General features: G+C 63.5%; 19 protein-coding genes, 1 tRNA gene and 1 pseudogene. 12 read left to right on the top strand and 9 right to left on the bottom strand.

Translation table 11 applies throughout. The features are described 5' to 3' along the window. Positions 1–104: 104 nt before the first annotated feature. Positions 105–1,127 carry an LLM class flavin-dependent oxidoreductase gene (locus YUU_RS0117680; RefSeq protein WP_027523592.1) on the top strand — a complete coding sequence of 341 codons (1,023 nt, stop codon included), beginning with the start codon at positions 105–107 and terminating at the stop codon, positions 1,125–1,127. 56 nt (positions 1,128–1,183) lie between these two features. Next, positions 1,184–2,017 (top strand): PhzF family phenazine biosynthesis protein, encoded by an 834-nt coding sequence (locus YUU_RS0117675; protein ID WP_027523591.1) that lies wholly within the window; start codon positions 1,184–1,186, stop codon positions 2,015–2,017. A 68-nt stretch (positions 2,018–2,085) separates the two neighbouring features. Here YUU_RS0117675 and YUU_RS0117670 read toward each other — a convergent pair whose 3' ends face one another. The 3 genes from YUU_RS0117670 to YUU_RS0117660 form a co-directional block, all read right to left on the bottom strand. Then, a complete protein-coding gene (locus YUU_RS0117670; RefSeq protein WP_051389777.1) occupies positions 2,086–2,907 on the bottom strand; it encodes an ATP-binding cassette domain-containing protein in 822 nt (273 codons plus the stop codon). Continuing rightward, positions 2,883–3,965, bottom strand: a complete 1,083-nt coding sequence (locus YUU_RS0117665; RefSeq protein ID WP_051389776.1) for an ABC transporter permease — start codon at positions 3,963–3,965, stop codon at positions 2,883–2,885. The genes YUU_RS0117670 and YUU_RS0117665 overlap by 25 nt, the downstream gene beginning before the upstream one ends. 106 nt (positions 3,966–4,071) lie before the next feature. Then, complete coding sequence (locus tag YUU_RS0117660) at positions 4,072–5,091, bottom strand: substrate-binding domain-containing protein (RefSeq protein ID WP_027523588.1); 1,020 nt, start codon at positions 5,089–5,091, stop codon at positions 4,072–4,074. Positions 5,092–5,274: 183 nt separating this feature from the next. On the opposite strand from YUU_RS0117660, the gene YUU_RS0117655 reads away from it, so the two are divergent. The 4 genes from YUU_RS0117655 to edd all read left to right on the top strand — a co-directional run bounded on the left by YUU_RS0117655 (position 5,275) and on the right by edd (position 11,133). After that, positions 5,275–6,540, top strand: a complete 1,266-nt coding sequence (locus tag YUU_RS0117655; protein WP_245288034.1) for an ROK family transcriptional regulator — start codon at positions 5,275–5,277, stop codon at positions 6,538–6,540. A 118-nt stretch (positions 6,541–6,658) separates the two neighbouring features. Beyond that, entirely contained in the window at positions 6,659–7,618 is a 960-nt protein-coding gene (locus tag YUU_RS0117650) for a carbohydrate kinase (protein ID WP_027523586.1), read from the top strand. Between the two features lie 51 nt (positions 7,619–7,669). Continuing rightward, positions 7,670–9,148, top strand: coding sequence for a glucose-6-phosphate dehydrogenase (zwf, locus tag YUU_RS0117645; protein ID WP_027523585.1), 1,479 nt, complete (start codon positions 7,670–7,672; stop codon positions 9,146–9,148). A gap of 155 nt (positions 9,149–9,303) precedes the next feature. Further along, positions 9,304–11,133: a phosphogluconate dehydratase gene (gene edd, locus YUU_RS0117635; protein ID WP_027523584.1), complete on the top strand. Its 1,830-nt coding sequence runs from the start codon at positions 9,304–9,306 to the stop codon at positions 11,131–11,133. 539 nt (positions 11,134–11,672) lie between these two features. Here the strand turns inward: edd and YUU_RS0117625 are convergent. From YUU_RS0117625 to YUU_RS0117605, 4 genes are all read right to left on the bottom strand, one after another. Continuing rightward, positions 11,673–12,092: a hypothetical protein gene (locus YUU_RS0117625; protein ID WP_027523582.1), complete on the bottom strand. Its 420-nt coding sequence runs from the start codon at positions 12,090–12,092 to the stop codon at positions 11,673–11,675. 29 nt (positions 12,093–12,121) lie between these two features. After that, positions 12,122–12,250, bottom strand: a complete 129-nt coding sequence (locus YUU_RS62355; RefSeq protein ID WP_256375278.1) for a hypothetical protein — start codon at positions 12,248–12,250, stop codon at positions 12,122–12,124. Between the two features lie 545 nt (positions 12,251–12,795). Further along, positions 12,796–12,885: transfer RNA gene (locus YUU_RS0117615), tRNA-Ser, on the bottom strand. Between the two features lie 612 nt (positions 12,886–13,497). After that, positions 13,498–14,649: an ROK family protein gene (locus YUU_RS0117605; protein ID WP_027523581.1), complete on the bottom strand. Its 1,152-nt coding sequence runs from the start codon at positions 14,647–14,649 to the stop codon at positions 13,498–13,500. A 338-nt stretch (positions 14,650–14,987) separates the two neighbouring features. Between YUU_RS0117605 and rplU the strand changes: the two genes are divergently transcribed. The 3 genes from rplU (at position 14,988) to YUU_RS0117590 (ending at position 16,468) form a co-directional block, all read left to right on the top strand. After that, complete coding sequence (gene rplU, locus YUU_RS0117600) at positions 14,988–15,362, top strand: 50S ribosomal protein L21 (RefSeq protein WP_027523580.1); 375 nt, start codon at positions 14,988–14,990, stop codon at positions 15,360–15,362. A 103-nt stretch (positions 15,363–15,465) separates the two neighbouring features. Continuing rightward, entirely contained in the window at positions 15,466–15,735 is a 270-nt protein-coding gene (gene rpmA, locus YUU_RS0117595; protein ID WP_027523579.1) for a 50S ribosomal protein L27, read from the top strand. A gap of 139 nt (positions 15,736–15,874) precedes the next feature. Then, positions 15,875–16,468, top strand: a complete 594-nt coding sequence (locus tag YUU_RS0117590; RefSeq protein WP_027523578.1) for a GNAT family N-acetyltransferase — start codon at positions 15,875–15,877, stop codon at positions 16,466–16,468. Between the two features lie 72 nt (positions 16,469–16,540). Here YUU_RS0117590 and YUU_RS0117585 read toward each other — a convergent pair whose 3' ends face one another. Next, complete coding sequence (locus YUU_RS0117585; protein ID WP_027523577.1) at positions 16,541–17,455, bottom strand: DMT family transporter; 915 nt, start codon at positions 17,453–17,455, stop codon at positions 16,541–16,543. Between the two features lie 255 nt (positions 17,456–17,710). On the opposite strand from YUU_RS0117585, the pseudogene YUU_RS62705 reads away from it, so the two are divergent. The 3 genes and pseudogenes from YUU_RS62705 (at position 17,711) to YUU_RS0117570 (ending at position 21,069) form a co-directional block, all read left to right on the top strand. After that, positions 17,711–18,189, top strand: a pseudogene (locus YUU_RS62705) (MaoC family dehydratase). Positions 18,190–18,289: 100 nt separating this feature from the next. Further along, positions 18,290–19,330, top strand: a complete 1,041-nt coding sequence (gene obgE / locus YUU_RS0117575; protein WP_027523576.1) for a GTPase ObgE — start codon at positions 18,290–18,292, stop codon at positions 19,328–19,330. Positions 19,331–19,437: 107 nt separating this feature from the next. Beyond that, positions 19,438–21,069, top strand: coding sequence for an alkaline phosphatase family protein (locus YUU_RS0117570; protein ID WP_027523575.1), 1,632 nt, complete (start codon positions 19,438–19,440; stop codon positions 21,067–21,069). Between the two features lie 51 nt (positions 21,070–21,120). Here YUU_RS0117570 and YUU_RS0117565 read toward each other — a convergent pair whose 3' ends face one another. Continuing rightward, positions 21,121–22,086: a Bug family tripartite tricarboxylate transporter substrate binding protein gene (locus tag YUU_RS0117565; protein WP_027523574.1), complete on the bottom strand. Its 966-nt coding sequence runs from the start codon at positions 22,084–22,086 to the stop codon at positions 21,121–21,123. Between the last annotated feature and the right edge of the window lie 114 nt (positions 22,087–22,200).

Below are 22,200 nucleotides of genomic sequence, written 5' to 3'. Positions count from 1 at the left end.
GACGCTCCGCTCGCGGATGCCGGGCGCAGACGGGCAAATCTCGAGTCTTCGCCATGTTCAGAATGCCCATCGCAAACCAATCGGGACATCACTAGATTAACGCCATGAAAAAGATCGGATTTCTCTCGTTCGGGCACTGGACGCCCTCGCCGCAGTCGCAGACCCGCTCGGCCGGGGATACGCTGCTGCAATCCATCGAGCTCGCCGTCGCCGCCGAGGAGCTGGGCGCGGACGGGGCCTATTTCCGCGTCCATCATTTCGCGCGCCAGCTTGCTTCGCCATTTCCGCTGCTGGCGGCAGTGGGCGCGAGGACCAGCCGTATCGAAATCGGCACGGCCGTCATCGACATGCGCTACGAGAATCCGCTCTACATGGCGGAGGACGCAGGTAGCGCCGACCTGATCGCCGGCGGACGGCTACAGCTCGGCATCAGCCGCGGCTCGCCCGAGCAGGTGATCGATGGCTGGCGCTACTTTGGTTATCAGCCGGCCGAAGGCGCCGATGACGCCGACATGGGCCGGCGTCATGCCGAGGTTTTCCTCGACCTCCTCCGCGGCGAGGGTTTTGCAAAACCCAATCCGCATCCGATGTTTCCAAACCCGCCCGGCCTGCTCCGCCTCGAGCCACATTCCGACGGCCTGCGCGAGCGCATTTGGTGGGGCGCCGGCTCGAACGCCACCGCCGTCTGGGCGGCCAGGCTCGGCATGAACCTGCAAAGCTCGACGCTGAAGAACGACGAGACGGGCGAAGCCTTCCACGTGCAGCAGGCCGCGCAGATTCGCGCCTACCGGGCCGCCTGGAAGGAGGCCGGCCACGCCCGCGAGCCGTGCGTCTCGGTCAGCCGCAGCATCTTCGCGCTGATGGATGATCGCGATCGCGCCTATTTCGGGCGTGGCGGCGAATCCGAGGACCAGATCGGATTCATCGACCCGCAGACGCGCGCGATCTTCGGCCGCAGCTATGCCGCCGAGCCGGATGTCCTGATCGAGCAGCTCCGCAACGACGAGGCCATAACGGAGGCCGATACGCTGCTGCTGACGATTCCCAACCAGCTGGGCGTCGCCTACTGCGCCCACGCGATCGAAGCGATCCTGAAGCATGTCGCGCCGGCGCTGGGGTGGCGCTGAGGCGTCACTATCTCTACGAAACCAAACCCATCGAGCTTATGGCGAGGAGTATCGACATGGACGTGCAACGGCTTGCGGCATTCACGCGTGACGATCAGGGCGGCAATCCCGCCGGCGTGGTGATCTGCGATGTGCTGCCGGAAGCCGACGACATGCAGAGGCTGGCTGCAGAGGTCGGCTATTCAGAGACGGTTTTTGCGGCACCGACTGCCAAGGGCTATCGCGTCCGCTATTTCGCCCCCGAGGCGGAAGTACCGTTTTGCGGCCACGCGACGATCGCACTGGGCGCGGCTCTGGCTCAGAGGGGTGAAAGCGGGCCGATCACGCTTGAACTGAACGGCGGCACGGCGATCGTCGAGGGTTTTCGCACCGCGCGTGGTCTCAGCGCGGCTCTTCAATCGGCGCCTACCCGGAATCAGCCCGCGCCGCCGGAGCTACTCGATCGGTCGCTCGACCTCTTTGCGCTGTCGCAGGCCGACCTCGACGACCGCTTCCCTCCGGCGATCATCGAAGCTGGCGCACGTCACCTGCTGCTCGCGATCCGCGACCGTCAGCGCCTGGCCGCGATGAAATACGACTTGCCGGCCGGCGCCAAACTGATGCGCGACTGGCGTTTGACGACGATCAGCCTGATCCAGGCGGAGAGTCCCTCGCGCTACCACGCGCGCAATCCGTTCGCTGCCGGCGGCGTTTACGAGGATCCGGCCACGGGAGCTGCCGCTGCAGCCCTTGTCGCCTATCTCCGCGATCTCGGCATTGCCGGCGCAGACAACATCGAAGTGGTGCAAGGCGATGACATGGGTATCCCCTGCCTTCTGCACGCGGATGCGCCGACCGAAGCCGGGGGTAGCGCCCGTGTTCACGGGACCGTCCGCGTCCTGGCCGGGTGAGGATGTGGCGGCATCACGATGCCGCCGAGAGGGTCAGCCAGGACAATTCGATCGGGATGGCGGACCGATCAGGCTGCTGCTTCGACCGGTGCCCGCGCGCCGGTCATGAAGGCAACAGCATCCGACATCGTATAGGATTTGGGATCGATCACGGTGAGCCGCCGACCGAGCCGATGGATGTGAATACGATCCGCGATCTCGAATACGTGCGGCATGTTGTGGCTGATCAAGACGACCGCCAGACCTCGCCGCCGCACGTCGAGGATCAATTCGAGCACACGACGGGATTCCTTGACCCCGAGCGCCGCAGTCGGTTCGTCCAGGATCACCACTCGCGAACCGAAGGCCGCAGCCCGCGCCACCGCCACGCCCTGGCGCTGGCCGCCCGACAGTGTCTCGACGCGCTGATTGATGTTCTGCACGGTCATGAGCCCGAGCTCCGTGAGCTTTTCGCGGGCGATGCGCTGCATGGCCTTGCGATCGAGCATGCGGCAGACCGTGCCGAGCGGCCCTGTGCGACGCAGTTCGCGTCCAAGGAACATGTTGTCGGCGATCGATAGACTCGGGGACAGCGCAAGCGTCTGATACACGGTCTCGATGCCTGCAGCCTGCGCATCGAGAGGCGAGCGGAACGCGACGGGCTTGCCATCGAGCCTGATCTCGCCCGCGTTGGGAGTGAGTGCTCCGGAGAGCGCGCGGATCAGCGAGGACTTTCCCGCGCCATTGTCTCCAATGACGGCGAGGATTTCGCCGGGGTAGAGATCGAAATCGGCGTCATCGAGCGCCGTCACGCGACCATAGCGCTTGACGAGGCCGCGCGCCTGCAGAAGCGGCTGAAGAGTGTTGGATGTGTTGGATGCGATGCTCATGCCGACACCTTGCGGATCCATTGATCGAGGGCCACAGCAACAATGATCAGCCAGCCGACGGCGAATTCCTGCCAGAGCACGTCTACATCGGACAGTGCCAACCCGTTGCGGAACACGCCGACGATCAAGGCGCCGATCAGCGTGCCGATGATCGAGCCCCGGCCGCCGAACAGGCTGGCCCCACCGACCACCACCGCCGTGATACTGTCGAGATTGGCGGTCTGGCCGGCCTGCGGGCTGATCGAGCCGATGCGCCCGATCAGCGCCCATGCGCCGAGCGCGCAGATCATGCCGGCGATCACATAGACGGCGAAGAGGATGCGGCCGGTCCGGATACCGGCAAGCCGGGCAGCATCGGGATCGTCGCCCACCGCATAGAGGTGGCGTCCGAAGGCTGTGCGGTTCAGCACGAACCAGATGAAGGCCACGAGCCCCAGCATGAAAAAGGAGCCGTAGGTGAAGCGGGCGCCGAAGACATCCACCGGCGTTCCAAGTGCCTGCAGCAGCGGAGCGGTCTTCGCCACTTCCTGCGAGCGGATGGTCTCGGAGGCCGAGTACCAGAGATTGAGGGCGAAGAAAATCGACCAGGTCCCGAGCGTGACGATAAAGGGCGGCAGCTTGAGGCGCGTCACCAGCACGCCGTTCATGGCCCCGCAACCCGCACCCACGGCAAGACCGATGAGGAGCGCCAGCGGCGCCGCGAGCCCTGTTGCGATCGCAAGCTTGCCCATGATCACGGAGCACAGCACCATGACGGCCCCGACCGACAGATCGATGCCGGCCGTGATGACGATCAGCGTCTGGGCAACCCCGATCACGCCGATGATCGTAACCTGCTGAATGATCAGCGACAGGTTGAACAGCGACAGAAAGCGCGGGCCGACGGTGAATCCGAACGCCGCGACGCTGAGCAGGAGCACGATCGCCGGCACGGCCGTGGGATTGGCGTGGAGAAGGTGCTGCAGCTTCTGCAGGGGTGACTTCGCGCGGACCTCGAATTCGGCCACGCGGTTTTCGCTCTTGTCGAGCACGAGCTCGAAGGCCTGACCACCAGGGTGGGCATTTCCGATATCGGTCATCGCCGGTTTCCTCTTGCGTACCGAGCCAGGTTCGGAGCAAACGTTTGCGTTATTCTCAGACGCCCGTCCTCCGGGCGCCTGCCTTGTCAGGGGAACGCTTTGGGGATCAGCCCCAGCACTTCTTCAATGCGGCCGCGCTGTCGATCGACGGCAGATCGGCGGCCGGCTTGTCGGTGACGAGTTCGACGCCGGTGTTGAGGAAGTCCATGCCGGGCGACGCCTTGGGCTTGCCGCCGCCCGTGGCGTAGACCTTCACCGCCTCGACGCCCTTCGCAGCCATCAGCAGCGGAAACTGCATGGAGGTGGCGCCGATGACGCCGTCCTTCACATTGCGTACGCCGGGGCAGCCGCCGTCCACGGAAACGATCAGCACGTCCTTGTCGCGGCCGACCGAACGCAGCGCCTCGTAGGCACCTGCCGCCGCCGGCTCGTTGATGGTGTAGACGAGCGAGATGCCCGGATCCTTCTGCAGCAGATTCTCCATCGCCTTGCGACCGCCTTCCTCGCTGCCGAGCGTCACATCATGTCCGACGATGCGCGCGTCCTTCTCGTCACCAATCTTGGCGGGATTGCCGAGATCGATACCGAAGCCCTTGAGGAAACCCTGATCGCGGGCGACATCAACCGAGATCTGGTTCACGTTGAGGTCCAGCAGCGCGATCTTCGCGGACGCCGCCTTGGGCCCCAGCATCTTGGCAGCCCACTGCCCGATCATCTGACCGGCCAGGAAATTGTCGGTGGCAAAGGTCGCGTCCGCCGCAGTCGCGGGATCGAGCGGCGTATCGAGAGCAATGACCACAATGCCAGCAGCGCGCGCCTTCTCGACGGCCGGCACGATGGCGCGGGAGTCGTTCGGCGTGATCAGGATGCCCTTGGCGCCGGCCGCGATCAGGTTCTCGATCGCTGCGACCTGACTCTCGTTGTCGCCGTCGACTTTGCCGGCGAAGGAGCGCAGCTCAACGTCATTCGACTTGGCCGCCTCCTCGGCGCCCGCCTTCATCTTCACGAAGAACGGGTTGGTATTGGTCTTGGTGATGAGGCCGACGATCGGCTTGTCGGCAGCGGAGGCGCCGGTGGCGCCCAGAGCGAGGACGAGCGCAGCGAATAGTCCGAATGGTTGACGCATTTATTCCCTCCCGTGGAACATTTGTTGGCCGCGGTTGGACCGCGTTCTGATGATCCTAGAAGGACGAGAACGGTTCTGTCAATAAATAAATCATCCCGATTTATTAATTGACTCCGGCCACCGGATTCGTACATTGTCACGAGCAACCGCCCAGGATGGGCCATAAGACCACGGCGACGGCAAATGACCACGGAGTTTGGGGAGCCGAGGATGGACGAAACAGCACCGCTTGCGGGGAATCTCCCGGCCGCCTTGTCGGGTGGGAGCCGCGGCACGACCCAGTCGGGCGTGAGGCTCTATAACGAGCGCCTGATCCTGTCCCTCATTCGGCGCCATCGCAATCTCGCCAAGGTCGAGATCGCGCGCCTGACCGGTCTTTCCACCCAGACGACAACCGTAATCATCAACCGGCTGGAGGCTGATGGCCTGCTGCTCGCGGGCGAACCGCAGCGCGGCCGCATCGGCCAACCTTCCGTTCCTTATTCGCTCAACCCGGACGGTGCCTTCGGACTCGGTCTGGTGATCGGCCGGCGCAGTTCCGATCTGGTGCTGATGGATTTCATTGGCGGCATCCGCGCGAGGCGCCGCACGATTTATTCCTTCCCCCTGCCCGAAGACATCATGGCGTTTGTAGAACGCGAGATGCCGGATCTGCTCGCAGCATTGCCTGAAGCCCAGCAAGGCAGAATCAGCGGCATTGGCGTCGCAATGCCCTTCGAGTTGTGGAACTGGGAAGCGGATCTGCAAACGCCGCCGGGCCTGCTGGGAAAGTGGCGTGACTTCAACGTTGCCGCCGAGCTCTCGCGCCACTTCGGCTCATGGCCGGTGCGCGTCTGCAACGACGCAACATCGGCATGCGCGGCCGAACTCAACTTCGGTGCCGGCGCAGCTTATCGCGACTTCGCATATTTCTACGTCGGCGCATTCGTCGGGGGCGGCATCGCCCTCAACGGCAGTCTCTTCCCGGGCCGCAGCGGCAATGCCGGCGCGCTCGGCTCCATGCCGATCATGCGGCGCGAGGAAAACGGCGCGACAAGCCTTCAACAGCTGATCCGCACCGCCTCCATCTACCGGCTGGAGCGAGGACTGATCGCCGCTGGTCGACAGGGCACGGATATCTGGCTCTCGCCCGACGACTGGTCGAGCTTCGACGAGCCGCTCGAAGCCTGGATTGCAGAGGCCGCCGAGGCCCTGGCGCAGGCGATCGCGGCATCGCTGGCAGTCATCGACTTCGAAGCCATCATCATCGACGGGGCCTTTCCGGTCGATGTGCGCCGGCGCCTCGTTTCGCGCACCAACGATTATTGGGCGCGCATGGACCGCCAGGGCCTCACCGACGCCGTAGTGGTGGAGGGCTCGATCGGGCGGGATGCGCGCGCGATTGGCGGCGCGGCGTTACCGTTGCTCGCGGCATTCGCTCGCGATTACGACGTGCTCTTCAAGGAGTGAGCATGGTCAACGGAATGGCTCCCCTCCCCCAGCGTATGATCGCCCCTGACGGAGATGCCCTTCGCGGCTTGCGCCGAACGGCCTTGATGATTGTTTCGATCAACACGGTCGCGGCATCATGATTCTCGTGTGCGGCGAAGCGCTCATCGATCTGTTTATGAAGGCGCGCGACGAAGCGGAAATGTCGGCCCGCGCTGTTGCCGGAGGCTCTCCTTTCAATGTCGCGATCGGCCTCGCCCGGCTTGGCGTTGAAACGGCCTTTCTCGGTGGCATCTCGCGCGATCAGTTCGGCGCGTTCCTCGCGGACGGGCTCGCACGCGAAGGAGTGGACGATCGCTTTCTCGTGCGCACCGATCGGCTGTCCACGATTTCGGTCGTGGCGACAACCGATGACGGTCAGCCGAACTACGCGTTCCATGGCGAGGGCGCGGCGGATCGTTCGCTTCGGCTTGCCGATCTTCCCGCAACGCTGCCGGACGATATTCTGGCGTTGACCTTCGGCTCCTATTCCATGGCGGTTGAACCGGTGGGCTCCACATTTGCCGCGCTTGCCCAACGCGAGCACCGGCGTCGCGTCATCAGCGTCGATCCGAATCTACGTCCGACCGTCGTCGGCGATCTGGAAAGCTGGGCCGCCGCTGCGGAACGCTTCTACCGGACGGCCACGATGATCAAGGCAAGTGACGAGGACATCCGCATTGCATGGGGCGGTCGTGTCTCGATCGCCGATGCCGCCGCCTACTGGCTCAACTGCGGGGCGGGCCTGGTGGTAGTGACCGAGGGCGCGAAGGGAGCAACCGCCTTTTCCGCAAGAGGTAGCGTTTCGGTGCCGGGGTGCCCGGTCGTCGTGCGCGACACTGTGGGCGCTGGCGATACTTTCCACGCGGCACTGCTCGCGCAACTCGCAAAGACCGGAAGGCTACATCCCGAGGCGATCGAGACGCTCGAGCCGTCGACGATTTGCGACCTGCTCGCTTATGCGACGACGGCCGCCGCCATCACCGTCTCCCGCAGTGGCGCCGATCTGCCGACTGCGGCCGACGTCACAGCAAGTCTGAGTCCACATGTGAGAGGCTGACGAATGCAAGATGGCAGCATCGGATCGGTTCGAATTGAGGCAGGGGCGCGCATGAAAAGCCGCGCGATCCCGGTGGCTCCCTTTGTCCTGACCGTCTTCGGAGCGACGGGCGATCTTGCGCGCCGCAAGCTCTTGCCGGCGCTGTTTCGTCGCGATTTTGCGGGCCAGCTCCCCGATGCGGCGACCATTTTCGGCGTTGCCCGCGGCCCAATGCCCCGGGATGAATTCCTTGCAATGGTGCGCTCTGCGATCCTGGAACATGTGCCGGAATCGAAAACGACCGGACCCGAACTCGATCGCTTCCTGGCGCGCCTCGACTACGTGGCCGCCGACGCAGAAGGCGAGAACGGGTGGACCGATCTTGCGGCCGCTTTGTCGAAGTACGCCGAACGCATCCAGGTCCATTATCTGGCGACTGCACCGCATCTGTTCGGACCGATCTGCGAGAGACTGGGTCGTTACGGTCTTGCAAAAGGCGATTCTCGCATCGTGATCGAGAAGCCGATCGGTAAGGATGTTGAGTCCGCAGTACGGCTCAATCAAACCGTCGGCAAGATTTTCCCGGAGGAGCGCGTCTACCGGATCGACCACTATCTCGGCAAGGAGACGGTACAGAATCTTATGGCGCTGCGCTTTGCCAACGCGCTGTTCGAGCCGCTGTGGAATGCCGCCCACATCGACCATGTGCAGATCACGGTCGCCGAATCCATTGGCGTGGAGGAACGCGGCGCTTACTACGACGAGTCGGGCGCCCTGCGCGATATGGTGCAGAACCATCTGTTGCAGCTGTTGTGTCTCGTCGCGATGGAACCGCCATATTCGCTCGAAGCCGCCGCCGTTCGCGATGAGAAGCTCAAGGTTCTCAAGTCGCTTGAGCGTATCGACGAGACAAACGCAGCGGTCCTGACGGTGCCGGGTCAATACCGAGCCGGCGCATGCAACGGCATAGCGGTTCCAGGCTACACCGACGAGATCGCCAATCGCCAGAGTACGACCGAGACTTTCGTGGCGCTCAAGGTGGCGGTTGCGAATTGGCGCTGGACCGGCGTTCCCTTCTACCTGCGCACCGGAAAGCGGCTGCAACAACGCAGCTCCGAGATTGTCGTGACTTTCCGGAAGGTCCCTCATTCGATCTTCAATTCGGAGTCGGGAAAAGCTTTGCAGACCCGACTCGTGATCCGCCTGCAGCCGGACGAGGGAATCAAGCTGTGGCTCATGATCAAGGAGCCCGGGCCGGGGGGCATGCGGTTGCAATATACCCCCCTCGACATGAGCTTTGCGGAAGCATTCGACGTCTCGGTGCCGGACGCCTACGAACGGTTGTTGATGGACGTGGTCCGCGGGAACGCCACATTGTTCATGCGCCGGGACGAGGTCGAAGCAGCATGGTGCTGGATCGATCCGATCCGTCAGGCGTGGAGCCAGATGAATGAGCCCCCCCGCCCCTATGTCGCCGGCAGCTGGGGCCCCTCCGCCGCCGTCGCCTTGATCGAACGCGATGGCCGAACATGGGCGGAGGACGGCCCATGATCCCTGATCCGTTCAGAGATCGAACTCTTTCGCTCCCGTTGCCGTCAGCGCCTGCCGGACATCGGCAGCGGGTCCCGTCCGCTCGAGCGGCGTAGCCGCGCCGATGGCGCAGAGCCAGGCATTGCAGACGGACAATTCGCAAACAGGAGGCTTGTATGAAGATCGATGCAAGGGTCAATGCACGGGTCGCCGAGGTGACGGATCGCATTGCTCGCCGCAGCCACGACAGCCGCGCACGTTATCTCGACCGCATCGCGGCAGCGGCCACCACACCGGTACGGCGGCGATTGGGATGCGCCAATCAGGCCCACGCCTTTGCGGCTTGCGGGGCGCACGACAAGAAGCTGATGCAGGATGGCCGCGTTCCCAGTCTCGGAATTGTCACGGCTTACAACGACATGCTGTCGGCTCATCAGCCCTACGAGCGTTTCCCTGATTTGATCCGCCAGAGCGCGCGCGCAGCAGGTGGCGTTGCCCAGGTCGCCGGCGGCGTTCCGGCGATGTGCGACGGCATCACGCAAGGCGAATCGGGGATGGAGCTCTCGCTGTTTTCGCGGGACGTCATCGCCTTGTCCACTGCAGTCGCGCTGTCGCATCAAACCTTCGATGCCGCGGTGTTTCTCGGCATTTGCGACAAGATCGTGCCGGGTCTTGTCATCGGCGCGCTCTCGTTCGGGCATTTGCCCGCGGTATTCATTCCATCCGGTCCGATGACCTCGGGCCTGGGCAACGATGCCAAGTCAAAAATCCGGCAGGCCTACGCGGAAGGAAAGCTCGGTCGCGAAGCTCTTCTGGAGGCCGAAGCGCAGGCCTATCACGGCGCCGGGACCTGCACCTTCTACGGTACGGCGAATACCAACCAGATGCTGATGGAAATCATGGGCCTGCAGTTGCCGGGCGCATCCTTCGTGAACCCGAACACGCCCTTGCGCGATGCGCTGACTCGCGCGGCCACCAAACGGGCATTGAACATCACCTCGCTCGGCAATCAATATACCCCGATCGGCCGCATGCTCGACGAGCGCGCTTTCGTCAACGGCATCGTCGGACTGCACGCGACCGGCGGCTCGACCAACCTGACGCTGCATCTGGTTGCCATGGCTGCCGCAGCTGGACTCATGCTCACCTGGGACGATTTCGCCGACCTCGCGCAGGTGATCCCGCTGATCGCGCGCATCTATCCCAACGGCTCGGCAGATGTGAATCATTTTCATGCTGCCGGTGGGATGAGCATGTTGATACGGGAATTGCTGGCGGCGGGGCTTCTGCACCGCGACGTCCTGACCGTCTGCGGCGATGGACTCGACGCCTACCTGCAGGAGCCGGCGCTCGATGCCGACGGAGCATTAACGTGGCACGACGGACCGGTCGCAAGTGGCGATCCTGCCGTGCTTCGAGGAATTGCCGATCCGTTCCACGCAACAGGCGGTCTTAGGGTTCTCAACGGCAATCTCGGACGCGCCGTCATCAAGACATCTGCAGTCGCGACCGAGCGCCATATCATCGAAGCTCCTGCACGCGTCTTCCATTCCCAGGACGATCTGCAAAAGGCATTCGCTGCGGGTGAGCTCGCAGGCGATTTGGTTGCGGTGGTGCGATTCCAGGGCCCGAAGGCCAACGGCATGCCGGAGCTGCACAAGCTGATGCCGCCGCTTGGCTCACTTCAAGATCGTGGCCTGAAGGTCGCGCTTGTCACGGATGGGCGGCTCTCAGGCGCCTCCGGCAAGGTTCCTGCAGCCATTCACGTCACTCCTGAAGCCGCCGACGGCGGTGCGATTGCTCGGATTCGCGACGGCGACGTCATTCGACTCGACGCCGCCGCCGGCCGGCTTGAGGTGCTTGTCGAGCCGAGCGAATGGGCCACGCGAGCCCACGCGCAAGCCGATCTCTCCGCAGCGCATGTGGGGGTCGGTCGTGAGCTCTTCGGCTTCTTCCGCGAGCGGGTCAGTTGCGCCGATAGCGGCGCAAGCGTTTTTGCCGGTTGAAGGCGGCAAAAGCCCGTCACCATCAACGATCGATTGATTTCATGGCGGACCGTGAACGACGATGACGGGCAATTCTCCTACGCTATTGCCCTATCCTGATCTCCGTCCTGCCAAAGCGATGATCCTCATCGGACGAACACCTGGGCGAAATACGACACTCCGAGGAAGAAGAGCGCGCCGACGGTGATCAATGCGGTAGCCAAATTTCTGTAGAATTTCGTTTGGGGCTTTGCGCTCGGTTTCGTGCCGATGACCCCGTAAGCCAGAATGGCGAGACCCGCAGCACCGAGCAGAAGGCAAATCGAACCCGCAATTGCCCATACTCCGCGGAAATGGACAGATCCCCAACGTTTGACCGGATCCCGCCAATGGTAAGGCATGATCAGGTCATCGGCGATGACGTCGCGAGGCTAACCTCCCGCCGCGCACTCCATATGAGGTCCGTCGTTGCGGGCCGCCAGCATCAAGAATGCCAAAATCTGAAGCGGCATGGAATATTTTGATTTTGGCATTTTGCCCCCCCAGGACTTTTCAACCGTCTAATCATTCTCTCCGATATACCTCAGCAGAAATCCGGCGGGCGTTTTTGTGAAGGTGTAAATCATCTCTCCGCAGAAGATGTGGTAGTTGTCGTTGTTCTCCTGGTCGCGATCATAGACAGCCGCGCCGCGCTGGATGCATGCGCGGTCCTTCGTGGAGAAATAGGATCTGTAAATCTCTTTCTGGAATTGCGCGGCATTGCTGACGGCAGCGTCTCCCTCGAACGGTAGTTTCGCCATGCCCGCGACCGCTACGGCATCGTTAGCCTTCAGCGCCGCTCGGAACCTGGCAATGAACTCGGTGAACTCTGCCTGCACGGCGGGCGGAGCTTTTTTCGAAGTCTGCGCAAAGGCCGGTGCGCCTTGCGAAAGGACGATTGCAAGTACGATTGCAAGTACGATTGTCGAGAAAGCCTTCATTGCCTGCTATTCCGCCCCCGCTCCAAAATCTATTTCGGTGTCATCGCGCTTTCGAGCGCCTGATTTTCGACGTACCAGTTTCTGCCCCGAGCCCTGACCACGCTCGCGCCGCCGCCGGCGTCGTCTTCGACGAGGGTGCGCAACACCCCGCCGACCATCGCGCTGCTCGCGAGCAGCCGCGCCCGATCGGACACAAGCTGATGGGAAGCAGACTCAGCCGAGCCGAATTGACGTGAAAGCAAAGGCCACCCCCGCAGGACGCTTCAAAAGATCACCAGAGATCGCGCCGGGCGAACGCTGGCTGCCAGATTCACCGTCGTCCTGCGCGCCACAAAGCAACCCTTGGTGCTACGGCCGAAGCAGCCGCTGCGCGCAAAATGACCCAAGGAAGGACGCGCGTCTTGGACTCCTCGATACACGATATCTGCCTGGGCGGTACTCGCGGCACTTGGGCGGCCGCTGTGGCGCCTGGGCAACAATCGGGCAGGGTCCGCCCGACATGCGACGACGCCACAACGCTGGCGTCCCGGCATCAAGGCCATGCGCCGGTGCGCAGCCGGCGTTCCGCAATTTGCCGCCGACCACATCGCCGACCTCGTCGCGAACGCCGCTGCTCTGGAGCAGGTCCAGTCCGACCGACGAATCCCGACCCTCGGCCCGCTTCTGCGCACCCTGCACCTGCAACTTCGGTGGCCTTTGCGGCTGGCGGAGAGGGAGGGATTCGAACCCCCGATAGGCTTGCACCTATGCCGCATTTCGAGTGCGGTGCATTCAACCACTCTGCCACCTCTCCTGAAGGCGCCAAATCGGGGTAGCCCCGTGCGGTCGGGGCGTGTTCTAGGCGAGGATGGCGAGCCAGACAAGGCGGGCGCGACGAAAATCCAGCGCTTCGTGGAAGGTGCGCGCAGGCTAACACCGGCTGAAACCGGCCCGAGAGCCTGTTTCGCGCCGATTTGCACGGTCCTGCACCGGCGCCGGGTTCGGGCGCTCAGTCTGCGAACGGAGCGCCGAGCAGCGCGAAAGCCGTCAGCACGACAGGCAGCGTTCCCAGGACAATAACCGTGATTCGAAACACCAGATCGTTCCCCATACGGTAATATTAGACCGGACAGAACGGGTGCAAAGTGCAGATTGTGCCAAAAATTCCCGAACCGGCAGAGCGCGCAGTCGAGCCCTCGCGGACGCGAATCACATGAGCTGAGAAGAAACGGGCAGGCGCCGCAGAGCCCCACGGGTGGGACCGCCAGACGCGGTAAACACTGGCGGTCCCTTGCCGCTCATTGCAATGCAGGCCGAGAAGGGCGGCTTCGCCGGCCGGCGTGAGGCGACGGATGGACCGTAACGACCGCGCAGCGTGCTGCAACGCAATCCGCGCCTTAACCTAACCAGTCAAGGTTACTCCTTGTTACTCCTTGTCGTTCTGCCTGCTTTCCCTGTTGTTTTCCTTGGTCTTCTTCTTCCCGTTCTCCGCAGAGTCACGGTCCTTGCCGTTACCAGCCTCCTTGCGGCGGTTGGTGAAGCGCGCATTGCCGAGCCCGGTGCCGATGGTGAGCACGCCCCAGCGCTCGACGTCCTGCATGAACGGCACCTCGGAAAGCCCCTGCACCACACCGTCGTTGTGCATCAGGATCGCGGTGTCGTGCTCGCCGATCGCCGGAATGCCCTCGACCAGGCTCGCCGGCAGGTTGAACTTGCTGCTCTCCCAATTGCCGGGGAGATTTTGCGCGCCTTTCTCGATGGAGCCGTCCTCCTTGATCACGCCGGGACAGGCGATGCCGATGAAGGGCGCGAGCCTCAACCCCTCGGTGTCGGCCTCCGCGATGAGCTCCTTCAGCATCTTGGTGAGCCGCTTCACCGCGCCTTCACGCGTCGGCTCATCGTCGGCGTGGCGCCACAGGTCGGACTTCCAGACGCAGGCCTTGGAGAGATCCTTCGCCTTCTTCCAGCGCGTCTCGACCACGCCGCAGCGGATATTGGTGCCGCCGATATCGACCGCGAGGATGCTGTCATGGGCCTCGAAAATCCAGGACGGCGCCAGATGCAGCGCGCCGATCAGGGCCGCCTCGTCCGGGTGGAAGCGGATCGGCAGCATGTCGCCCTTAAAACCCTCGGCCTTCAGGATGATGTCGGCGCGGGCGATCGCGAGCTCACCAAGGCGGCTGTCGCGGAAACCGCCGCCGACCACGATGCGCTCGGTCTTCGCCCACGCCTTTGTCTTGAGGAAGCGGCGGGTGACGTAGGCGAGCTCCTGGGCAAAATCCTCGATCGCGCTGTGCACCACGGCGGAGGCCTCAGTGTCGTCGCCAACCAGCATCTCGTCCAGCGTCTTCTTGCTGATCCGGTCCGACGGCTCGTCGCCGAACGGGTCCTCGCCGGTCTTGCGCAGCGGCTTGCGCCAATGATCCAGGATGGCCCGGAATGCGCTTTTGCTGGCGCGGTCGCCGAGAAAGCCGTCCTCGTCCTTCAGCTCGGCGTTGAAGCTGTCGACGTCCACCGACGGCAGGCGGGCAGCGCCGTGCTGCGCGATTCCCGTCGTCAAAACCAGCTCGTCTGCCATGGAGCCCTTGCCCGCTTTGAAATTCGGGATGACAACTGCGGCGGAACTCAATGGTTGCAGGTGCGGCCAACTATCCGAAGGTACCCCGGCCCGGCGGCAAGAACCGGCCAAATCCTTCAAATTCGGGGCTTTTTCAGCCCGGTTTTCCTTGACTCAAGCGCTTCGGCCGCTATAAGTCCCCCAGCCGGCGCGGGGCGTTTCTCGCGCCGCTTGTTTTTGCGTGGATTTTGAGGGGCATACCCCACCCGCGCAGAATGCTGAAAACCCATAGCGACTGACAAAAAGCCGGCCCGGACGAAAGTCCGAAAGGCCGGGATTGAACACGAAGGAAGAGAACGATGTTCGCAGTCATCAAAACCGGCGGCCGGCAGTACCGCGTCGTACCGGATGATGTCCTGGAAATTGGCAAGATCGCCGGCGAAGTCGGCACGATCGTGCAGCTGAGTGAAGTTTTGCTGGTCGGCGGTGACGCGCCGGTCCTGGGTGCCCCGACGGTTGCGGGCGCGTCCGTGGCGGCCGAGGTGCTCCAGCACAAGCGCGGGCCGAAGGTCATCGCGTTCAAGAAGCGCCGCCGCAAGAATTCGCGTCGCAAGCGTGGCTATCGCGACGAGATCACCGTGCTCCGCGTCACCGAGATCCTGACCGGCAACGCCAAGCCCACCAAGGGGCCGCGTCCGAAGAAGGAGAAGGTGGCAAAGGAAGCCGCTGAATAGCGAGACTTTGATCACGCCAATTCACGAATTGATGCGTGAGAAAATGTGAAATGATTCCGTCAAGGAATTGATCTAGAGATACGCAGGATTTCGGAGACGAGCCATGGCTCACAAAAAAGCAGGCGGTTCATCGCGCAACGGACGCGATTCGAAGGGCAAGCGCCTCGGCATCAAGGTGTTCGGCGGGGAGCATGTGATTCCCGGCAACATCATTGCGCGTCAGCGCGGCACCACGTGGCATCCCGGCCTTAATGTCGGCATGGGCACTGACCACACTTTGTTCGCCAAGGTTGAAGGCCGCGTTGCGTTCCAGGCTAAAGCCAACGGCCGCACATTCGTATCGGTGCTTCCGATCGCAGAGGCGGCTGAATAATACGGTGGATCAAATTGGAGTCCGCCGGTCCTGACCAAACCGGCGGAGTCCTCAAGATCAAAAGATCGAAGGCTCCAGGGGAGGCGGGAAACCGGCCTCCCCTTTTCGTTTTGACCTAAAGTCTTTGACGGAGCCGGACATGTTGCAGGATTTTTCGAGCACCACCTTGCGCGAGGCGAGGCCTGATGTCGTCGCCACCGAGCGGTTGACCTTGCGCAAGCCGACGCTCGCCGACGTCAAGGCGATCGCGCGCCTCGCCAACGACCGCCGCATCGCCGAGAACACACGTCGCCTGCCGCATCCCTATTCGCACGACGACGCCGTGGAATTCATCCGCGCCACCGCAGAGCTCGGCAACGAGACCGTGTTCCTGATCGAGCACGACAATGCGCCCGTCGGCATGATCGGGATCGACTGCTCGACGCCTGACAATGCCGAACTCGGCTACTGGCTCGGCGTCGAGCATTGGGGAAAAGGCTTTGCCACCGAGGCTGCGCGCGGGGCGATCGACTTCTTCTTCGAGGAGTTCGGGGAAGGCCATCTCTACGCCGGCGCGCGCGTCACCAATCCGGCCTCGCGCAACGTGCTGGAGAAGTGCGGCTTCCAGTGGAGCGGCGTCCAGCTGCACCGCTTCTACGCGCTGGGATGCTCGACGCCCGTCGACTGCTTCCGCCTGTCGCGCGGCGTGTGGTCCTCGCTGAAGAGCTGGAGCAGCGCGAGGCGGGTGAGGTAAGGCGCAGGCGCTTCCTCAATCATCAATGTCGTCCCGGCGAAGGCCGAGACGACATTTTTCTGCGTCTCTATCTCACACAGGTGGATTCACCTGCGTGTCCTGCCGCCCCAAATCCCGTTCGCGCAAGTATATGTAGAAGCCGGCGCCGATGATGATGGCGGCGCCGATGATGGTGGCGATCGAGGGGACGTCGCCGAACACGACGAAGCCGAAGATCACGGCCCAGACGATCATCGAATATTGATAGGGCACCACCACGCTCGCGGGCGCGAGTTTGAGCGAGCGGTTGACGCACAGCAGCGCGGCGACCGAGGTGCAGCCGGCGAGCACAAACAGCACGAGGCTGCCCGTGCTCGGCGGCACCCAGTGAAACACTGAAAGTGCGAGCCCGAGCAGGAACGTGCCGCCGAACTGCGAGGAGGCCATCACGATGTCGGGCGTCTCGCGCAAGGACCGCGTGACCAGCATCAGCGTCGCAAACGACAGGCTGCCGCCGAGCGCGATCAGCGCCGGCAGGCTCACCGTCTGCGCCGATGGGCGGAGCGCGATCAGGACGCCGCAGAAGCCGATCAGGATCGCGGTCCAGCGCCGCCAGCCGACCTGCTCCCCCAAGAAGATCGCCGACAGCGCGGTGACGAAGATGGGACCTGCCAGATAATAGGTGATGACGTCGGCGAGCGGCAGGTAGACCGTCGCCAGGAAGAAGGCCGCCACCTCCAGCGTCGAGAGCACCACGCGGAAGAGCTGCAGCCACGGCCGCTCCAGATGCGTGAATTCGTGACGCTGCCGCCAGATCGACGGCGCCAGCACGAGCAAGGCCGCGCAGGCGCGCAGAAACAGCAGCTGCCCCACCGAATAGGTCGCGACGATGAACTTGCCCATGGCATCGCCGAACGAGAACAGGAAGATCGACAACACCATCAGCGCGATGCCGGCCAGCCGCGCCGAGCGTTCGTCATAGGCGGAGAGTTTCTTGAAGAGAGGCATTGAAGAGTTTGCTTTTGGAACTCGTCATTGCGAGCGCAGCGAAGCAATCCAGAATCCTTCCGCGGCGACAGTCTGGATTGCTTCGCTGCGCTCGCAATGACGGGGAGAGCGCGCCAGGAGCTGGCGAACAGGTCAGTTGTGGCCGTTTTAAAGGCATGGAGAGCCCAGACAAGCCCGGTCAAGACGAATTGAACGTATTGTCGCACTCTTCGCATCGCGGTAGCGATTGATATCTCTGGCAAGAGAGCACCAGTCATGACCGCGTTCGATCCGACCCGGCACCGCATGATCCCCGCGCAACGCTGGTTTGAGGATTTCGTCCTCGGCGAACGCTTCGTGCTGCCGAGCCGCACGCAGACCTCGGCGGTGTTCGCCGCATTCCAGACCGCGAGCGGCGACACTCATCCGGTGCACTATGACGTCGAATATTGCCGCGCCCGCGGCATGCCGAACCTGTCGCCCACGGCTTCCAGACGCTGATCCACACCGCGCCCGGCGCAGGCCTGTTTCCCTTCATGGTCGAGGAGTCCCTCGTCGGCTTCCTCGAGCAGTCGAGCCGGTTCCTCAAGCCCGTCTACGCCGACGACACCATCTATCCCGCGCTCGAGGTCACCGAGCTGGTGCCGGGACGCTCGACTGGCGTCGTGACGCTGACGAGTACCGTGTTCAACCAGCGCAAGGAGCTGGTGCTGGAGGGGACGCAGAAATTCCTGATCCGGCTGCGCCCGGCGTGACGTCAACTGGTTAAGCAAGGGTCGAAAATCGCTTAAATTTCGGCTCCTTCCCGGACAAGTTCGGGTTGCCGCGCTGGCTTCCCTGCCCTACCTATGACCCATGAAATTCCTCGACGAAGCAAAGGTCTATATCCGCTCCGGTGACGGCGGGAACGGCTGCGTGGCGTTCCGCCGCGAGAAGTTCATCGAATTCGGCGGCCCCTCCGGCGGCAATGGCGGCCGCGGCGGCAATGTCGTCATCGAGGTCGCCGACGGGCTCAACACGCTGATCGACTACCGCTATCAGCAGCACTTCAAGGCCCAGAAGGGCGAGAACGGCATGGGCTCCGACCGCCACGGCGCCAACGGCAAGGCGATCGTGCTGAAGGTCCCGGTGGGCACGCAGATCTTCGACGAGGACCGCGAGACGCTGATCCACGACTTCACAAAGGTCGGCGAAAAATTCGTGCTCGCCGAGGGCGGCAATGGCGGCTTCGGCAATGCGCATTTCAAATCGTCGACCAATCGCGCGCCGCGCAACGCCAATCCCGGCCAGCCCGGCGAGGAGCGCTGGATCTGGTTGCGGCTGAAGCTGATCGCGGATGCCGGCCTGGTCGGGCTCCCCAATGCCGGCAAGTCGACGTTTCTCTCCAAGGTCAGCGCGGCAAAGCCGAAGATCGCCGACTATCCCTTCACCACGCTGCATCCGCAGCTCGGCGTCGTGAATGCCGACGGCCGCGAGTTCGTGCTGGCGGATATTCCGGGTCTGATCGAAGGCGCGCATGAAGGCGCAGGCCTCGGCGACCGCTTCCTCGGCCATGTCGAGCGCTGCCGCGTGCTGCTGCATCTCGTCGACGCGACCTGCGAGCACGCGGGCAAGGCCTACAAGACGGTGCGCACGGAGCTTGATGCCTATGGCGGGCTGCTGACCGACAAGATCGAGATCGTCGCGCTGAACAAGATCGACGCGGTCGAGCCGGATGAACTGAAGAAGCAGAAGGATCGCCTGAAGCGCGCCGCCAAGAAGACGCCGTTGCTGCTCTCCGGCGCCACCGGCCAGGGCGTCAAGGAAGCGCTGCGCGCACTTGCCGACGTGATCGGCGAGAGCCCGGTCTCCAGCAAGGCCAAGAGCGCGGCCGAAGCGGAGCCTTGGTCGGCTTAAAGGGGGCGGCGGCGCTCTCTCAACACCTCTCCCCGACGGGGAGAGGTTGTCTTCGCGCCATCGATAGCGCAGCATCCGGCAGATAAAGAAACGGTGGAGCGAAAAGCATGTCGCGCGCGAAAAACGTTCTCTGGATCATGTGCGACCAGCTTCGCTACGACTATCTCGGCTGCACCGGACATCCGACGCTGAAGACGCCGAACATCGACGCCATAGCCAAGCGCGGCGTGCTGTTCTCCAAGGCCTATGTGCAATCGCCGATCTGCGGTCCCTCGCGGATGTCGTTCTACACCGGGCGCTACATGCGCTCGCACGGCTCGCACTGGAACGGCTGGCCCTTGCGCGTCGGCGAGCCGACGCTCGGCGATCACCTGGGCAAGATCGGCGTGCGCAATGTGCTGGTCGGCAAGACCCATATGGCGCCCGACCTCGAAGGCATGAAGATGCTCGGGATCCCGCCGGAATCGACCATCGGCGTGCACGTCGCCGAATGCGGCTTCGAGCCTTATGAGCGCGACGACGGCTTGCATCCGACGGGCCGGCCGCGTCCGAAATACGACGAGTATCTCCGCAAGCAGGGTTACGAGGCGACCAATCCCTGGGAGCATTGGGCGAATTCAGGTGCTGCCGACGACGGGTCTTTGCAGAACGGCTGGCTGCTGGTGCATGCCGACAAGGCCGCGCGCGTGCCGGACGAGCATTCCGAGACGCCCTATATGACGCGCCGTGCGATGGACTTCATCACCGAGGCGGAGAGCGACGGACGGCCGTGGTGCCTGCACCTCTCCTACATCAAGCCGCACTGGCCCTATATCGCGCCAGAACCCTACGCCAGCATGTACAAGACCTCGGACATGCTGCCGCCGATCCGCTCCGAGCGCGAGCGGCAAAACCCGCATCCGGTGTTCGGCGCCTACATGGACATGCGCTACTCCCGCAACATGGCGCGCGACGATGCCCGCGAGAAGGTGATCCCGACCTATATGGGCCTGATCACGCAGATCGACGACCAGATGGGCGTGCTGATGAAATTCCTGGAGGCGCGCGGCCTCCTGGAAACCACCATGATCGTGTTCACGTCAGATCACGGCGATTATCTCGGCGATCACTGGATGGGCGAGAAGGACCTGTTCCACGAGCAGTCGGCGAAGATCCCGCTGATCGTGATCGATCCCTCGAAGGAAGCCGACGCCACGCGTGGCACGATATGCGATGCGCTCGTCGAGGGCATCGATCTCGCACCGACCTTCGTCGATTATTTCGGCGGCGCGGTGCCCAGCCACATCCTCGAGGGCCATTCGCTTTTGCCACTGCTGCGCGGCGAGAAGCCGCAATGGCGCAAGGTCGCGTTCTCTGAATACGACTACGCCATGCAGGACGTGCGGCTGAAGCTGAACCAGCCGATCGAGCGCTGCCGCCTGTTCATGGTGTTCGACGGCCGCTGGAAATACATCCACGCCTCCGGCTTCCGCCCGATGCTGTACGACCTCGAGACCGATCCGGAAGAATTTGTCGATCGCGGCGACGATCCTGAATGCGCCGGCATCATCGCAAGGCTTCAGGCCGAGCTGTTCGACTGGGCGTTGCATCCAAGCGGTCACATCACCACGTCCCCCGAGAAGATCGCGGCCTATGCCGACAATCAGCTCCAGGTGAAGGGCGGGTTCCTGATCGGCATCTGGGACGAAGCCGAACTCACCGCGATCCGCGACGGCATCGCCCAGCGCGCGAAGCTGTGACTACTTCCCGCTCCCCGTAAGAACGGGGAGAGGGAGAAGAGGCAGCACCTCTCAATTCTCGATCTTGTATCCTGTCGCCTTCACGATCGGCTGCCAGAACGCGGTGTTGGCGGCGAGCTCCTGCGTGAGCCCCTCCGCCGTGCTGCCGACCGGAATGAGTCCGATCGCGGTGAGCTTCTCCTTCACCTCGGGTTTTGCGAGCGCTGCAACTGCGGCGGCACTGAGCTTAGCCGCAAATTCTGGCGGGCTGCCGGCGGGAAGCCACATGCCGTACCAGGCGTCCGCGACGAGATCGATGCCGCTCTCCTTCAGCGTCGGAACATCCGGCGCGAACGGCGAACGCTCTGCGCTCGAGACGGCGATGATGGTCACGCCCTTGGCACGATGCTGCGGAAGCGCGTCGGCCAGCGTCGTGATGCCGAACGGCACGTGGCCGCCGACGAGGTCGTTGAGGATCGGCGCGCTGCCGCGATAGGGCACACGGCTCAAGGGAATGCCGAGATCCTTCTCCAGCCTGGAGCCCATGAAATGCGGGATGGTGCCATTGCTAGGCACGCCGAACGTCGCCTTGTCCGGATTCGCCTTCAGCCAGGCGACGAACTCGCCGAAATTCCTGGCTGCGATCGCAGGTCCAATCACGACCGCGAACTCGAAGCGCGCCAGCAGCGACACCGGCATGAAATCCTTTGCCGCATCGAAGGTCGGCGTCGTCTCCACCATCGGCAGCAGGTACATGGTGGGCCCCGTCGTCACCAGCACCATGCTGCCGTCGGGATTGGCGCCCTTCACCGCCTTGATGCCGATCAGGCCGTCACCGCCGGTGCGGTTCTCGACGACGATGGTCTTCTGCAGCGCCGGCGCCATCTCCTGCGCGATCAGCCGACACAGCGTGTCGCCGCCGGCGCCCGCCGCGAACGGGAAGATGATCTTGGTCAGCCCGGCCTGGCCGTGCGCCCGGCCCGCCTGCGACAGCAGCGGCAGCCCGAGGCATCCGGCGATGAAGTCGCGGCGATCCATACGTGCCCTCCCTCTATTCGGCCGCATTAGACAGGTGCCGCGGCGGCAGACAAGGCCGTTAACGCTGTTTAACGGCAGCCCCGTTACCCGCAGCCCCGCCTTGCGCCGGCCATC

It is taken from the genome of Bradyrhizobium sp. Ec3.3 (assembly GCF_000472925.1).
In the GTDB taxonomy this organism is placed as follows: Bacteria; Pseudomonadota; Alphaproteobacteria; order Rhizobiales; family Xanthobacteraceae; genus Bradyrhizobium.
This window is presented reverse-complemented; position numbering and strand designations above follow the sequence as displayed.